General features: G+C 71.8%; 13 protein-coding genes. 6 read left to right on the plus strand and 7 right to left on the minus strand.

Annotated elements, in window-relative coordinates; translation table 11 throughout:
• The 3 genes from JWR86_RS07040 to JWR86_RS07050 form a co-directional block, all read right to left on the minus strand.
• The coding region (locus JWR86_RS07040; protein WP_299562769.1) for a branched-chain amino acid ABC transporter permease at positions 1 to 996 on the minus strand (996 nt) is incomplete at its 3' end.
• Entirely contained in the window at positions 993 to 1,856 is an 864-nt protein-coding gene (locus JWR86_RS07045) for a branched-chain amino acid ABC transporter permease (protein ID WP_299562772.1), read from the minus strand. The genes JWR86_RS07045 and JWR86_RS07040, both read right to left, overlap by 4 nt.
• Before the next feature lie 283 nt (positions 1,857 to 2,139).
• A complete protein-coding gene (locus JWR86_RS07050; protein WP_299562774.1) occupies positions 2,140 to 4,323 on the minus strand; it encodes a primosomal protein N' in 2,184 nt (727 codons plus the stop codon).
• 65 nt (positions 4,324 to 4,388) lie between these two features.
• Here JWR86_RS07050 and JWR86_RS07055 point away from each other — a divergent pair, with 65 nt between their 5' ends.
• Genes JWR86_RS07055 through JWR86_RS07065 form a run of 3 tightly spaced genes read left to right on the plus strand, consistent with a single transcriptional unit; the run spans position 4,389 to position 6,701 of the window.
• Positions 4,389 to 5,387 (plus strand): tyrosine recombinase XerC, encoded by a 999-nt coding sequence (locus JWR86_RS07055; RefSeq protein WP_299562777.1) that lies wholly within the window; start codon positions 4,389 to 4,391, stop codon positions 5,385 to 5,387.
• A gap of 7 nt (positions 5,388 to 5,394) precedes the next feature.
• Positions 5,395 to 5,829: a MaoC family dehydratase gene (locus tag JWR86_RS07060; protein ID WP_299562780.1), complete on the plus strand. Its 435-nt coding sequence runs from the start codon at positions 5,395 to 5,397 to the stop codon at positions 5,827 to 5,829.
• Positions 5,830 to 5,834: 5 nt separating this feature from the next.
• Positions 5,835 to 6,701 carry a DMT family transporter gene (locus tag JWR86_RS07065; protein WP_299562783.1) on the plus strand — a complete coding sequence of 289 codons (867 nt, stop codon included), beginning with the start codon at positions 5,835 to 5,837 and terminating at the stop codon, positions 6,699 to 6,701.
• A 14-nt stretch (positions 6,702 to 6,715) separates the two neighbouring features.
• Here the strand turns inward: JWR86_RS07065 and JWR86_RS07070 are convergent, their stop codons facing one another.
• From JWR86_RS07070 to cueR, 3 genes are all read right to left on the minus strand, one after another.
• A complete protein-coding gene (locus tag JWR86_RS07070) occupies positions 6,716 to 8,329 on the minus strand; it encodes an AMP-binding protein (protein WP_366914567.1) in 1,614 nt (537 codons plus the stop codon).
• 123 nt (positions 8,330 to 8,452) lie between these two features.
• Positions 8,453 to 8,737 (minus strand): 50S ribosomal protein L28, encoded by a 285-nt coding sequence (gene rpmB, locus JWR86_RS07075; protein WP_299562789.1) that lies wholly within the window; start codon positions 8,735 to 8,737, stop codon positions 8,453 to 8,455.
• 86 nt (positions 8,738 to 8,823) lie between these two features.
• A complete protein-coding gene (gene cueR, locus JWR86_RS07080) occupies positions 8,824 to 9,270 on the minus strand; it encodes a Cu(I)-responsive transcriptional regulator (protein WP_299562792.1) in 447 nt (148 codons plus the stop codon).
• A 74-nt stretch (positions 9,271 to 9,344) separates the two neighbouring features.
• Between cueR and JWR86_RS07085 the strand changes: the two genes are divergently transcribed.
• The 3 genes from JWR86_RS07085 to JWR86_RS07095 all read left to right on the plus strand — a co-directional run bounded on the left by JWR86_RS07085 (position 9,345) and on the right by JWR86_RS07095 (position 12,670).
• The gene (locus tag JWR86_RS07085; RefSeq protein ID WP_299562795.1) at positions 9,345 to 11,738 is read left to right on the plus strand and encodes a heavy metal translocating P-type ATPase; all 2,394 of its coding nucleotides are present in this window, start codon (positions 9,345 to 9,347) and stop codon (positions 11,736 to 11,738) included.
• Between the two features lie 141 nt (positions 11,739 to 11,879).
• Positions 11,880 to 12,215, plus strand: a complete 336-nt coding sequence (locus tag JWR86_RS07090) for a hypothetical protein (RefSeq protein ID WP_299562798.1) — start codon at positions 11,880 to 11,882, stop codon at positions 12,213 to 12,215.
• Between the two features lie 101 nt (positions 12,216 to 12,316).
• Positions 12,317 to 12,670 carry a hypothetical protein gene (locus JWR86_RS07095; RefSeq protein ID WP_299562801.1) on the plus strand — a complete coding sequence of 118 codons (354 nt, stop codon included), beginning with the start codon at positions 12,317 to 12,319 and terminating at the stop codon, positions 12,668 to 12,670.
• A gap of 335 nt (positions 12,671 to 13,005) precedes the next feature.
• On the opposite strand, the gene JWR86_RS07100 is transcribed toward JWR86_RS07095, so the two are convergent.
• Positions 13,006 to 14,706 (minus strand): lysine--tRNA ligase, encoded by a 1,701-nt coding sequence (locus tag JWR86_RS07100; protein ID WP_299562803.1) that lies wholly within the window; start codon positions 14,704 to 14,706, stop codon positions 13,006 to 13,008.
• Between the last annotated feature and the right edge of the window lie 126 nt (positions 14,707 to 14,832).

The following is a 14,832-nucleotide window of genomic DNA, read 5'->3' on the forward strand; positions in this document are numbered from 1 at the left end:
CGGAGGGCCGCCCTGAACGGCCGCCTCGGCCCGGGCCTGCGCGGCCCGCGCGCCCTCCCGCCGCGCCTGGCGCACCTTCCAGGTGCCGATGATGCCCTTCGGCATGAACATGACCAGGACGATGAGCAGGGGGCCGAACACCAGCAGCCGGTAATCCTGCAGGAATTGCAGCGACTGCGTGGCCCAGGTCAGCAGCACGGCGCCGATCACCGGGCCGGACAGCGTGCCGAGCCCACCGACCAGGATAAAGGCGATCATGTCGAAGGCGTTGGCCTCGGACGCGATGGCCGGGCCGAGAAAGCGCACGAAGCCCGCATAGAGCGCGCCCGCATAACCCGCGTAGGTCACGGAGATCACGAAGGCCGTGACCTTGGTCCGCATCAGCGGCACGCCCAGCGCCTCGGCCAGGGCCTCGCCGTTGCGGATCGCCACGAAGGCCCGGCCCAGCAGCGAATGGACGATGCGGTCCATCACAAACAGCGCGATGACCAGCACGGCCAGCACGAGATAGTATTGCGACAGGGTGGACTCGAACCGCAACGGCCCGATCCCGGTCGGCGCCGGAATGCCGATGATGCCCACGACGCCGTGGGTCAGCCAGTCCCACTTCTCGATCACCAGCCAGATGATGATGCCGACGCAGAGGGTGAAGATCGCGAAGTAATCGTGCCGCAGGCGCAACGAGACGAGCCCGGCCAGCAAGCCGAGCGCGGCCGTGATGATCCCGGCGAGGACGAAGGCGATCCAGTACGGCACCCCGTAATCGACGGTCATGATGCCGACCGAATAGGCGCCGATGGCCATGAACCCGGCATGGGCCAGGTTGAGTTGGCCCGTATAGCCGAGGATCAGGTTCAGGCCGACCGCCGCGATGGCGTAGATGAAGGCCAGCACCATCACGTAGACGAAGTAGTCGTTCGGCACGAGGAACGGGTAGACGAGGGCGGCCAGGAGCCCGACCCCGGCGAGCCCGTAGCGCTGCAGGGCGGGGCTCATCGGGCGGCGCTCGGAAACAGGCCCTGCGGCCGGACAGACAGGATCAGCACCAGGGCCGCGAAGGCGATCAGGTCCTTCAGGTCGGTCGAGATGTAGAAGGCGCCGAAACTCTCCGCGAAGCCGATGATCATGCCGCCCAGGATGGCCCCGGGCACCGACCCCATGCCGCCCAGGATGATGATCACGAAGGCCTTGAGGATGACCAGGTTGCCCATGGTCGGGAAGATCAGGCTGATGGGCACGAACAGCACCGCCGCGACCGCCGCGAGCGCGCCCGAGATCGCAAACGTGATCATGGACACGCGGGCGAGGTCGATGCCGACCAGCGAGGCGCCCTCCCGGTTCTGCGCCATGGCCACGATGGTCGAGCCCGTGACCGTGCGGGTGAGAAACAGGTGCAGGGCCACCATCAGGCCGATCGCGCCGGCGATGATCAGCGCGCGCTGGATCGGCAGCACGGTTCCGGCGATCCGCAGGATGCCAGGATAGGGCGGGGCGAGGCGGCGGAAATCGGCGCCCCAGATCGCGTGCGCGATCGCCTCGATCAGCAGCAGCAGCCCGATCGCCGCGATCATGTCGTGCAGGGGCGGCGAGTCGCGCAGACGGCTGAACACCAGCCGCTCGCACACCACCGCCAGCGCCGCCGTGACGAGAGCCGCCGCCGCCAGGGCGACCCAGTAATTGGCGCCGAGCGTTCCGCTGACAAAAAAGGCCGCATAGGCGCCGGCCGTGAACAGCGCGCCGTGCGAGAAGTTGGGGATGTGCAGGATGCCGTAGACGAGCGTCAGCCCGAGCGCCACCAGGCTGTACACGCTGCCGAGCGTGAGCCCGTTCAGGACCTGCTGGAGAAACAACGACACGCGCCGCGACCTGCTCCCCTTGGCGCGCCGCCCGTCGCCGTCCGTCCGGCGCAGGCCGCCGGCCCGGGACGTGCCGGGGAGCCGGCCGTTCCTCCACATGACCCGCCGGATGTGTCCGGTTCGGACGGCGCGACCCGCATGGCCGCCGCCGTGGTGAAAGCTTGTCACCAAGCTCGGAGGGGGTCAATCAGCCCGGCATGGACGAACCGGCCGGCGCAGCCGCGGGTTGCGGGCGGGCCCCGGTCACGGGACGGCCGCTGGCCGGTTCGGTGCGGAGACGGCGCTAGAGAAAGCTCTGCGGGTCGACATCCACCTGCACGCGCACGGAGCCGCGCGGCTTCTCGGCCCTGAACAGCCATTCGCGCAGGTAATCCTGAAGGCGCACGTCGCGGGCCGTCTTCACCAGCAGTCGGAAGCGGTGGCGGCCGCGGATCAGGGCGAGGGGCGCCTCCGCCGGCCCGAGCACCAGGACGCCCGGCGGCGGGTCGGCGGCCCGGGCCAGCGCGCGGCCGTGGCTTTCGGCCGAGGCCCGGTCCGCGGCCGAGACGATCAGCGAGGCGAGCCGCCCGAATGGCGGCAGCCCGGCCGCCTCGCGCGCCGCGGTCTCCTCGCGATAGAAGCGCTCGACCTCGCCCGAGATCAGTGCCGCAATGACTGGGTGCTCGGGCTGGTAGGTCTGCAGGATGGCCCGTCCAGGCCTCGCGCCCCGCCCGGCCCGGCCGGTCACCTGCTGCAGGAGCTGAAACGTCCGCTCGGCCGCCCGCGGGTCGCCGGAGGTCAGCCCGATATCGGCATCGAGCACGCCGACCAGGGTCATGGCGGGGAAGTTGTGCCCCTTGGCCACGAGCTGGGTGCCGATGACGATGTCGGCCTCGCCGGCCGCGATGGCGGCGAGTTCGGTGCGCAGCCGTTCGGTGCCGCCCGGGAAGTCGCTCGACAGCACGATGCGGCGGGCCTCCGGAAACAGCGCAGCCGCCTCCTCGGCGATTCGCTCCACGCCGGGGCCGCAGGGCACGAGCGAGCCGACCGTGCCGCAGGCCATGCAGGCCTCGGGCACCCGCTCGGCATGGCCGCAATGGTGGCACACGAGGGCACGCCGGAAGCGGTGCTCCACCAGCCAGGCGGAGCAGTTCGGGCAGGACGAGCGGTGGCCGCAGGTGCGGCACAGCGTGAGCGGCGCGTAGCCACGGCGGTTCAGGAACAGCAGCGCCTGCTCGCCGGCCGCCACGGTGGTCCGCAGCGCCTCGACGAGGCCGGGCGACATGAAGCGGCCGGGCGGGGGCGGGTCGCTCCGGAGGTCGATCGGCCGGATATCCGGAAGGCGGCGGCCGCCGAATCGCTCCGGCAGGGCCACCCGGGCGAAGCGCTTGCGGGCCACGTTGACCCGAGTCTCGATGGACGGGGTGGCGGAGGCCAGCACCACCGGGCAGCCCTCGAGCCGGGCGCGCACGATGGCGATGTCGCGGGTGTGGTAGCAGACGCCGTCCTCCTGCTTGTAGGCCCCCTCGTGTTCCTCGTCGACGACCACGAGCCCGAGATTGCGGAACGGCAGAAACAGCGCCGAGCGGGCGCCGGCCACGACCTGCACCTCGCCGGCCGTGACGCCGGCCAGAACGCGCTCGCGCCGCCGTCCCGAGACCCCCGAATGCCAGGCCGCGGGCCGGGTGCCGAAGCGGGCCGCGAACCGCTCCAGGAACACCGAGGTGAGGGCAATTTCCGGCATCAGGATCAGCGCCTGCCGACCCTGCCGCACGGCCTCGGCGACCGCTTCGAAATACACCTCCGTCTTGCCTGAGCCGGTCACCCCGTCGAGCAGGATCACCGGCGCGGCCGCCCCGGCCATGGACGGGTCCGCGGCCGTTGCCACTGCGGCCGCCAGCGCCGCCGCGGCGGCGCGCTGGTGCTCCGACAGGGCGGGCTGAGCGTGGTCCGGGTCCGGCCGCTCCGCCACCGGCTCGGGCCGCAGCGCCACCGTTTCCAGCGTGCCCTCGTCGACGAGCCCGTCGATCACGCCCGTGCCGACGCCGGCCCGGTCGGCGAGCTCGCGCCGGAGGTGGATCAGTCCGCCTTCGGCGGCCTGGAGCACCCGGGTCCGGGCCGGGGTCATGCGGGCCGGCGGCGGCCCGGCCAGGCGCACGCCCACGCGGGACACCTCCGGGGCCTCGCCCGGGACGCGCAGCACGAGGCCGAGCGCCGATCCCTTGGGCGCCAGGGTGTACCAGCTCAGCCAATCCACCAGCTTGCGGAGAGCGGGGGCGAGGGGCGCCACGGGCAGCCGCGCCTCGACCAGCTTCAGGTTCGCGGGGGCCCCGGGACGGAGCGACCACACGACGCCGACCCGCGACCGCGGGCCGAGCGGCACCTGCACGACATCGCCCGGCGCGAGCGGGATTCCGTCCGGCACCGCGTAGCTGTAGGTCTGGTCGAGGGCGAGCGGGATCAGGATCTCGGCGACCGTCGCGGCCATTGGGGGGGCGGTAACCTTGATCCGGGCATGGTCGGCGGACGAAACGGGAACATGATGGCTTCGGCATGAGGACGCAACCGGCCAGCGCCGAACGGCCGCCCGCGGAGCGGGCCGCGGCGGCGGCCGCCTTTCCGGGCACGCCCGAACTGGGCGAGGCCGCCCGGTCGTGGCTTGCCTCGCTCGGCGCCGAGCGGCGGCTGTCGCCCAACACCGTCGAGGCCTATGGGCGCGACCTGCGCCAGTTCGCGGCCTTCCTGACCGGCCATCTCGGCGAGCTGCCGTCGCCCGCCGTGCTGGTCGGGCTGAAGCCGCTCGACATCCGGGCCTTCCTGGCCGAGCGCCGGCGCGCCGGGGTCGAGAGCCGCTCCCTGATGCGCCAGCTTGCCGCCTTGAGGGGCTTCGCCCGCCATCTCGAGCGCGAGGGCCACGGCACCGCCTCCGCTTTCGCGGCCGTGCGCGGGCCAAAACTCGCAAAAGGCCTTCCGAAGCCCGTCTCGGCCTCGGCCGCCCTCGCCATGGCGGATGCCGCCACCCGCGCGGGCGAGGCACGCGAACCCTGGATCCTCGCCCGGGACGCGGCCGTGCTGGCGCTGCTCTATGGGGCGGGCCTCCGCATCTCGGAGGCGCTCGGCATCCGCCGGGCCGATGCCCCTGTCGGGAGCGAGGATTCGGTCCGCGTCCTCGGAAAGGGCGGCAAGGTGCGGGCCGTCCCGGTGATCCGGCCGGTCCGCGACGCGATCGAAACCTATCTGGCGCTCTGTCCGTGGCGCCTCGGCCCGGACGATCCGCTGTTCGTCGGCCAAAAGGGCGGCCCGCTCTCGCCCCGCATCATCCAGTTCGCGGTGGCCGGTCTGCGCGGCGCGCTCGGGCTGCCCGACAGCGCGACCCCGCATGCGCTGCGGCATTCCTTTGCGACTCACCTGCTGGCGCGCGGCGGCGAGCTCCGGGCCATCCAGGAACTCCTCGGCCACGCCTCGCTGTCGACAACGCAGATCTACACGCAGGTGGACTCGGGCCGCCTTCTTGCGGCCTATGACGCCGCCCATCCGCGGGCGCGGGCGTGAGGATGGGATGTTTCTGGAACTGAGGCTGCTGCAGTTCGAGGACCTGTCGCTGGGCCTGGCCGAGGTGCTCGAGAAGCGCATCGAATCCTCCGACGTGGTCGGGTTCGCCGAGGTCACCGGCGACCGCAACCCGATCCACCTGTCGGAGCATTTTGCGGCCAAGACCCCGTTCGGCGGCCGCATCGCGCACGGGCTCTACACGGCCAGCCTGATCTCGGCGGTGCTCGGCACGCGGCTGCCCGGACCCGGGGCCGTCTACATCTCGCAGACCCTGAATTTCCGCGCTCCGGTCCGGATCGGCGACACCGTGCGGGTCGAGGTGCGGGTCGCCGAGCTCATCCCCGAGAAGCGCCGCGCGCGGCTCGCCTGCCTGTGCTCGGTCGGGGGCGAGCCGGTGCTGGACGGCGAGGCCTGGGTGAAGGTCCCGGGCCGGGGCAGCTAGCCGACGTGCCCACGCCACGCAGCACGGCCGGATGGGGCAGCGGCCTCGTCGGCATCATCATCTTCAGTGGATCGCTGCCGGCCACGCGGGTCGCGGTGGGCGGGCTCTCGCCGCTGTTCCTGACGTCGGCCCGGGCCGTGATCGCGGCCCTGCTCGGCGCGGCGCTTCTGGGCATCCTGCGGCAGAGGCCGCCGGCGCTGCGCGATTTCGGCTCCCTCGCCGTGGTGGCGCTCGGCGTCGTGGTCGGCTTCCCGCTGCTCACGGCCTTTGCCCTGCAACATATCACGGCCGCTCACTCCACCGTCTTCATCGGCCTCCTGCCGATCGCGACGGCGCTGTTCGGGGTGCTTCGGGGCGGCGAGCGGCCGAAACCGGCCTTCTGGCTGTTCTCGCTGCTTGGCAGCGCCCTGGTCGCCGGCTTCGCGCTGGCTCAGAGCGCGGCAGCCTCCGTGGCCGGCGACCTGCTGATGCTGGCCGCGATCCTGGTCTGCGGGCTCGGCTATGCGGAGGGCGCCAAGCTGTCGCGACGGCTTGGCGGCTGGCAGGTGATCTCCTGGGCGCTGGTGCTGTCACTGCCGCTGATGGGCCTGATCGGGCTCGCGACCCTGCCGGGGAGCTGGAGCGGCATCGGCCTGCCGGTCTGGGCGGGGCTCGCCTATGTCTCGGTCTTCAGCATGCTGGTCGGGTTCGTGTTCTGGTATCGCGGCCTGGCGCTGGGCGGGATCGCGGGCGTCGGGCAGCTGCAATTGCTGCAGCCGTTCTTCGGGCTCGCACTCGCCGGGCTGCTGCTGGGCGAGCCGGTCGCCTGGTCGATGGTCGCCGTGACGGGGCTCGTGGTGCTGTGCGTGGCCGGAGCCAAGCGCTACGCCTGACCGGGCGGGCGGTTCTAGCCTTGGTCCCGCAGCACGCGGCGGATGACCTTGCCGGTGGTGGTCATCGGCAGCTCGGCCCGGAAGGCGATCTCGCGCGGGTACTCGTGCGCCGAGAGCCGCTCACGCACGAAAGCCTGGATGTCGGCCGCGAGGGCATCCGAAGGCTCATGGCCCGGCGCCAGCACCACAAACGCCTTCACGATCTCGGTCCTGATCTCGTCCGGCTTGCCGATGGCGGCCGCGAGCCGCACCGCCGGGTGGCGGATCAGGCAATCCTCGATCTCGCCCGGGCCGATGCGGTAGCCGGACGAGGTGATGACGTCGTCGTCCCGCCCGACAAAGGCGATGTAGCCCTCCGGGTCGACGGTCGCCTGGTCGCCGGTCAGCATCCAGTCGCCCAGGAACTTGCGCTCGCTCGCCTCCGGACCGTTCCAGTAGCCGAGAAACATCACGGGGTCGGGCCGTCGCACGGCAATCTGGCCGAGCTCGCCCGGCTCGCAGGCCGAGCCGTCCGGCCGAATCACCGCCACCCGGTGGCCCGGCACGGCCTTGCCGGTCGCGCCCGGCCGGTGGATCCCGAGGCTCGAGGCGGTGCCGATCACGAGGTTGCACTCGGTCTGGCCATAGGCTTCGTCCACCGTGACGCCCAGCGCCTCGCGGCCCCACGCCGCCGTCTCGGCCCCGAGCGCCTCGCCGGCCGAGCACACGCTGCGGAGGTGAAAGCGGAAGCGCTCGCGCGGGCGCTGGACGGCCCGCATCATGCGGAGCGCGGTCGGCGGAATGAAGCCGTTGCGGATGTCGAACTCGGCCAGGAGCCGGAACGCGGCCTCCGGGTCGAAACGGTCGTATTTGCGAGCCACCACCGGCACGCCGGAGCGCAGGCAGGGGAGGAGGGCGTTCAGGAGCCCGCCGGCCCAGGCCCAGTCGGCCGGGGTCCAGAAGCGATCGCCCGGCCGCGGAAACAGCCCGTGCGGAAACACGAGTCCCGGCATGTGCCCGAGCAGGACGCGGTGGGCGTGGAGCGCGCCCTTGGGCTGGCCCGTGGTGCCCGAGGTGTAGATCATCAGGGCCGGGTCGTCGGCCAGGCTGTCCACGGCCGTGAAGTCAGGCGAGGCCCTTTCCAGGGCCTCGGCCCATCCCTCTGCCCCGCCCTCCGGGCCGTGGATGGACAGGACGACCTCGAGGCCGGGCAGCCGGTCCCGGATCTGCCGGAGCTTGGCGAGCCCGGCCGAGTCGGTGATCAGCGCCCGCGCGCCCGCATCTTGGAGGCGGTAGAGGAGGGCGTCGGTGCCGAACAGCGAGGCAAGCGGCAGGGCAATGGCGCCGAGCTTGTAGATCGCCGCATGCGCGACCGGCACGGCGGCGCCCTGCTGCAGCAGCACGGCGACCCGGTCGCCCGAATTCGTGCCGCGCGCCCGCAGCGCACCGGCGAGGCGGTTCGAGCGCTCGCGGAGCATGCCGTGCGTGAGGGTCTCGACGCGGCCGTCCGGCGACACATCGATCACCGCCGGGCGATCCGGATCAACGGCCGCCCAGCGGTCGGCCACGTCCACGCCCATGTTGTAGCGGCGCGGGATGTCCCAGCGGAACCCGGCCGAGAGGGCCGCGAAATCGCGGCTCTCGGGCATGGAGAAGGGGAGGGGAGCTTCAGTCATCGCCGCTGATCCCGGCAGGAGCCGGGGCGGCGGATCGTGCAGGCGCTCGCCCGTGGCCGGCCCGGATGGGGCAGCGGCCAGAGGTCAGGAGGCGACTCAGGCCGCCTGCTTTTCGCCGATTTCGCGCTTCAGCCGCCGCACCCGGAGTGACAGGTCCGATTCGGAGGCCTTGGCCAGGAACGCATCCAGGCCGCCCCGGTGCTCGACCGACCGCAGCGCGTGCGCCGTGATGCGGAGCCGGACGCCGCGGCCAAGCGCTTCCGATTGCAGGGTCACGTTGACGAGGTTCGGCAAGAACCGGCACTTCGTCTTGTGGTTCGAGTGGCTGACGAGGTTGCCGACGAGCACGGCCTTGCCGGACAATTCGCAGCGACGGGACATGACGGTCTTCCTGAGGTCGTAGCCCTGGGATCGGGCGAGATGATCGCCGCGACCGGGCATCGTGAGCGCGATCGTGAAGAGCCGGCCTATACGGGACGGGAGGGTCGGGCGTCAACTTTTGCGGCAGCGCGGGGCGAAGCCGGGAGCGTGCCGGCGAGCCCGCCCAGGATCGGGCAGTCGGGGCGGCCGGTGCCGTCGCAGGCCGCCGCGAGTTCGTGCAGCGTGTCGGCCATCTCGCGCATCGCGCTGATCCGCTCCTCCAACTCCGCCACGTGATCGAGCGCGATCTGCTTCACATCCGCGTTGGAGCGGTCCCGGTCACTCCACAGGCGCAGCAGCGCCCGGATCCGATCCATGCCGAAGCCGAGATCCCGCGCGCGCCGGATGAAGCGCAGCCGGTGGATGTCGGCATCGCCATAGTCGCGGTACTCGTTGCCGCGCCGTCCCGCCGCCGGCACGAGGCCGATCGCCTCGTAATGCCGGATCATCTTGGCCGAAACCCCGGACGCGGCCGCTGCTTCCCCGATTCGCACCGTGTTCACCTGTGGGTTGACCTTGCCATGGTGGGAAGGTGCAGAACGCTCCGCAAGCCGAGACGGAGAGAGTCATGAGCATCGCGACCCACGACAGCACCTCCCGACGCAGCCCGTGTTGCGGCGGCGGGCATTCGCACCCGCACCCGCAGCCCGGGCACGAGGACGGGCCGGCGGCTGGCGGGCTCGCCACGGACCCGGTCTGCGGCATGCGGGTGGACCCGGAGACGGCCAAGCATCGCGCTCTGCACGACGGCGAGGAGGTGCTGTTCTGCTCGGCCGGCTGCCGGACCAAGTTCCTGGCCGAACCCGAGCGCTTCCGCGCCGGGGCGGCGCCGCCGCCGGCGGTCGAGATGCCGGCCGGCACGGTGTTCACCTGCCCGATGCATCCGGAGATCCGCCAGGAGGGGCCGGGTTCGTGCCCGCTCTGCGGCATGGCGCTCGAGCCGGACGTGGTCACGGCCGAGAGCGGGCCCAACCACGAACTGATCGACTTCAACCGCCGCTTCGCCATCGGCCTCGCGCTGAGCCTGCCGATCGTGGTGCTGGAGATGGGCCGCCACCTGTTCGGCCTGTGGCCGGACCTCGACCAGAGCGTCGTGAACTGGATCGGGCTCGCGCTCGCGACGCCGGTGGTCGGCTGGGTCGGCTGGCCCTTTCTGGAGCGGGGCTGGCGCTCCGTGGTGACGGGCCATCTCAACATGTTCACGCTGATCGCCATCGGCACGGGCGCGGCCTGGCTCTACAGCCTTGTCGCGACGCTGGCGCCGGCGCTGTTCCCGGCCGCCATGCGGGACCATCACGGCGCCGTCCCGACCTTTTTCGAGGCCGCCGCGGTGATCACGATCCTGGTCCTGCTCGGCCAAATCCTGGAGCTCAGGGCCCGCGACGCGACCTCGGGCGCCATCCGGGCGCTGCTGGATCTCACCCCGAAGACGGCCCGCCGCCTCGGCCCGGACGGGCGTGAGGAGGATGTGGAACTCGCCGCCGTGGCCGTGGGCGACCGCCTGCGGGTCCGCCCGGGCGAGGCGGTCCCGGTCGACGGGGTCGTGGTCGAGGGCCGCTCGGGCCTCGACGAATCCATGGTCACAGGCGAGCCCATGCCGGTCGAGAAGGGGCCGGGCGACCCGGTCACGGGCGGCACCGTGAACGGCCCCGGCGGCCTCGTCATGCGGGCCGAGCGGGTCGGCCGCGACACCGTGCTGGCCCGCATCGTCCAGATGGTGGCCGAGGCGCAGCGCTCGCGCGCGCCGATCCAGCGACTGGCGGACCGGGTCTCGGCCGTGTTCGTGCCGGCCGTGGTGGCAATCGCCCTGCTCAGCCTCGCGGCCTGGCTGCTGGTCGGGCCGGAGCCGCGCTTGCCGCATGCGCTGGCGGCTGCCGTGGCGGTGCTGATCATCGCCTGCCCCTGCGCGCTCGGTCTCGCGACCCCGATGTCGGTAACGGTGGCGATCGGCCGCGCCGCCCGGGCCGGCATCCTGGTCCGCGATGCCGCCGCGCTGGAACGGCTGGCGGCGGTCGACACGCTGCTGGTCGACAAGACCGGCACGCTGACGCTGGGCCGCCCGGAGGTGACCCGCATCGCGGCCGCGCCCGGGGTCGACGAGGCCGACCTGCTGCGCCTCGCGGCGTCGGTGGAGCGGGCGAGCGAGCACCCGCTCGCGACCGCCGTGGTGCGGGCCGCCGAGAGCCGCGGCATCGCGACGGCGCCCGTCTCCGCGTTCGAGGCCCCGACGGGGCGAGGTGCCGCCGGCACGGTTGACAGCCGGCGCGTGCGGATCGGCAACGCGGCCTGGCTCGCCGCGGAGGGGATCGATGTCGGACCGCTCGCCGCGGCGGCCGAGCCGCTCGCCCGCGAGGGCGCGACATTGGTCTTCGTCGCCGTCGACAGCACTGCGGCCGGATGGCTGGCGGTCACCGATCCGATCCGGCCGGAGACCCCGGCTGCCCTGGCCGGGCTGGTGGCCGACGGGATCCGCATCGTGATGGTCACCGGCGACGCCCGCCCCACGGCGGAGAGCGTCGCACGGCGGCTCGGCATCCAGGAGGTCGAGGCCGGCACCCTGCCGGACGGCAAGGCCGCCCTGGTTCGGCGCTACCGGGAGGAGGGCCGGGTGGTCGCCATGGCAGGCGACGGCATCAATGACGCGCCGGCGCTCGCGGCCGCCGATGTCGGGATCGCCATGGGAACCGGCACCGACGTGGCCATTGCCAGCGCCGGGGTCACGCTGCTCGGCGGCGATCTCGGCCGGCTGGTGGAGGCGCGCCGGCTGTCGCGGGCGACCTTGCGCAACATCCGCCAGAACCTCGCCTTCGCGTTCGGCTACAACGCGCTCGGCGTGCCGGTGGCGGCCGGGCTGCTCTACCCGCTCACCGGCTGGCTGCTGTCCCCCATGCTGGCGGCGGCCGCCATGGCGCTGTCGTCCGTGAGCGTGATCGGCAACGCTCTGCGGCTGCGCCGCGGGTAGGGCCGAGGCCGGTGCCGCAACTTGCAATCAAGTCCGGCGCCGGCCATATCAACTTTCGCGTTTGGCAAGATCGTTGGACCGCGCCGCCTAGCGAGCGCTCGGACGAGCTTTCTCTCCAGATCGGCATCGGGAGGGACGACCATGTCACGCTACATTGCGATCGCGCACGACACGCCGGGCGCGCCTGTGATCGGGGCCGTGCTGGCGTCGGCTGGGAAGAGCACGGGGCCGCGCATCTCGCAGCGGGGCGTCGCCTTCATCGTCAAGCTTCGAAACCCGGGGACGCGCAGCTGGGGCAACCAGACCGAAGTGCTTGCCCTGACCGCGAAGGACGCGGCCGAGGATGTTTCGGGCGAGAGGCTGATCCAAGGCGGGGTTGATCGTGCTCAGTTGCGGGCGCGCGTCTGGGCCGCCCCGTATGGGTCCGCCCCTGACCTGATGTTCTACACGGACCCCCGCGACGCGCTCGCGCAATAGGCGTGCCGCTGCGGCTGCCGCTCGAACCCGGTTCGGGCGGCCTCCGGTTTGCCATCTGCCTCACCGACCGACGGTGTGAGCGCAACCAAGGATGCCGCCGGATGTCGACCCGATTGAAGCAGGACACGGTCACCTTCATCCGCCCCTTCACGGTCAGCGGCCTCGACGGCCCGCAGCCCCCGGGCGCCTATACGGTGGAGATCGAGGAGGAGAGGATCGAGAGCCTGTCCTTTCTGGCCTACCGGCGGGTCGAGACGAGGATTCTCATTCCTCTCCGTCCCGGGACGCGGACGTCGTTCCAGTCGGTGGCGATCGATCAGCGCGAGCTCGACGGGATCCTCGCACGCGACCGCCTCGGCGGCGCCGACGAGATCGCCAAGCGATCTGTGCCGTCCAGGTCATCCACTTCAGGCGGTGTTTCCGAGGCCGTTTGCACGGCGTCGCGGCTGCCCTGAAACGGTCTGCAAGGCGGGGCCCAGCCCGGGCCTGACACGTTCGCGAACCCTGGAGGTGCCGTCATGCCACAATCCGGTGATCTGACCCCCGCCGCCGTGACAATCTTCCCGGACGTGGTCTCCGTCCGGACCCGCGTGCGATGGCCGCGCGGTGCGGCGCCGGAGAGGGGAATCTTGCCCCCGCCGCCCCTTTGGCCGCATGGCGAGGCGGAGTCGGATTCGATGCTGGGCGCCCCTCGGCTGCCGGCGCGGCCTAAGCCGGTCTGAAGGCGGCCGGGAGCAGCCGCCTGAGACGCCGAGCCGTGGAGGTCGGCCCCTTGCTGAGGGCCTTCCGGCTACGCCGCCTCCCGGGCGGCGAGAAACGCGCTCTGCTCGCGCACCAGGTCGCCGGCCAGCGCCCGCCGGATCAGCTCGCGCGTTTCCGCGACGCCGTAAAGCGCGACGAAGGAGCCGAAGCGGGGACCGCGGCTTTCGCCGAACAACACGTTGTAGATCGAGCCGAACCAGCTCTGTGACACGCCCGGGCGCCCGTCCGGGCTCTTGGACTTGCCTGTGGTGTCCGGAAAGTGGGTCCGGCCGACCTCGTAGACGATGCCCTGCAGCAGCTCCGCGTCCGTGGAGCCGTCATGCGCGGCCAGGGCGGCTTCCAGCTCCGACAGTGCGGCCCGCTCGGCCTCTGTTGGAGCCCGGTAGGTCTTCGCCGGCCGCAGGAGGTCGCGGTAGGAGCTGATCGCGTGCCGGACCAGGCGGTTCAGCACCGGATGCGTTTCGGGCGACACGCCCGGCGCGTAGCGGCGGATAAAGGCCCAAAGCACCGCCGGGTCCTCCGTATTGGCCACCGCGACCAGATTCAGCAGCATCCCGAAGCTGACCGTGGTGGCCTTGCCGTCGCCGGCCGAGGCCACGACTTCCGGCGCGGGCGGTTCGCCGGCATGGATGTGCCAGGCCGGATTGCCAAGCCGGTTCTTGGCGTCCTGGGCCGGGTAGCGCTCGAGGAAGCCCAGATACTCGTCCACGGCGCGCGGGATCACGCCGAGATGCAGCTTCTTCGCCTCCCGGGGGCGGTTGAACATGAACAGCGACAGGCTCTCGGGCGTGCCGTAGCGCAGCCACTGGTCGATGGTGAGCCCGTTGCCCTTGGACTTCGAGATCTTGCGGCCCTCCTCGTCCAGGAAGAGCTCGTAGTTGAACCCCTCCGGCGGCTCGGCCCCGAGCGCGCGCGCGATCTGCGACGACAGCTTGACCGAGTCGATCAGGTCCTTGCCGGCCATTTCGTAATCGACGCCGAGCGCCACCCAGCGCATGGCCCAATCGGGCTTCCATTGCAGCTTGGCGTGGCCTCCCGTGACCGGGGTCTCGAAGCGCTCGCCCGTGTCCGGGTCACGCCACACGATGGTGCCGGCATCGGGCCGGACCTCCTCGATCGGCACCTGCATGACGTGCCCGGTCTTGGGGTGCAGCGGCAGAAAGGCCGAGTAGCTCGCGCTGCGTTCCTCGCGCAGAGACGGCAGCATGATCGCCTGCACGGCGTCGTAGCGCTCCAGCACGAGCCGCAGGGTCGGGTCGAACAGGCCGGAGCGGTAGCTGGCCGTGGCCGACATGAACTCGTAGTCGAAGCCGAACGAATCCAGGAAGGCGCGAAGGCGGGCGTTGTTGTGCTCGCCGAAGCTCGCATGCGTGCCGAACGGATCCGGCACGGCGGTGAGCGGCTGGTTCAGATGGGCCCGCAGGAGCTCCTGGTTCGGCACGTTGTCCGGCACCTTGCGGAGCCCGTCCATGTCGTCCGAGAAGGCGATCAGGCGCGTCGGCACCCGGTCCCCGGTCAGCACCCGGAACGCCTGCCGCACCATGGACGTGCGGGCGACCTCGCCGAAGGTGCCGATATGCGGCAGGCCCGAGGGGCCGTAGCCGGTCTCGAACAGCACCTGTCCCTTGCCGGTCTTCTCCAGCCGGGCAAGGAGCTTGCGGGCCTCCTCGAAGGGCCAGGCGCCGGCGCTGCGGGCGGCTTCGGCGGTGGCGGAATCGATCGGGGACATGGTCCGGGAACTCGCTGTCGGTCACTGAGATACGCCGCCCCTCGCGGCATCGCGGCTGAATAGCGCCCCGCTTTCTCGGCTTGCAACCGGCCTGCACGCCTCAGTCGATCGTCGGGCTTCTCCTAA

The sequence above is a fragment of the Enterovirga sp. genome (genome assembly GCF_028290205.1).
Classification (GTDB): domain Bacteria; phylum Pseudomonadota; class Alphaproteobacteria; order Rhizobiales; family Beijerinckiaceae; genus Enterovirga.

Coding starts and splice junctions, on each gene's coding strand:
- JWR86_RS07060 (WP_299562780.1), top strand. CDS start 5,395: ATGTTTCTGGAACTGAGGCTGCTGCAGTTCGAGGACCTGTCGCTGGGC.
- JWR86_RS07055 (WP_299562777.1), top strand. CDS start 4,389: ATGAGGACGCAACCGGCCAGCGCCGAACGGCCGCCCGCGGAGCGGGCC.
- JWR86_RS07090 (WP_299562798.1), top strand. CDS start 11,880: ATGTCACGCTACATTGCGATCGCGCACGACACGCCGGGCGCGCCTGTG.
- JWR86_RS07100 (WP_299562803.1), bottom strand. CDS start 14,706: ATGTCCCCGATCGATTCCGCCACCGCCGAAGCCGCCCGCAGCGCCGGC.
- JWR86_RS07085 (WP_299562795.1), top strand. CDS start 9,345: ATGAGCATCGCGACCCACGACAGCACCTCCCGACGCAGCCCGTGTTGC.
- JWR86_RS07095 (WP_299562801.1), top strand. CDS start 12,317: ATGTCGACCCGATTGAAGCAGGACACGGTCACCTTCATCCGCCCCTTC.
- rpmB (WP_299562789.1), bottom strand. CDS start 8,737: ATGTCCCGTCGCTGCGAATTGTCCGGCAAGGCCGTGCTCGTCGGCAAC.
- JWR86_RS07050 (WP_299562774.1), bottom strand. CDS start 4,323: ATGGCCGCGACGGTCGCCGAGATCCTGATCCCGCTCGCCCTCGACCAG.
- JWR86_RS07070 (WP_366914567.1), bottom strand. CDS start 8,329: ATGCCCGAGAGCCGCGATTTCGCGGCCCTCTCGGCCGGGTTCCGCTGG.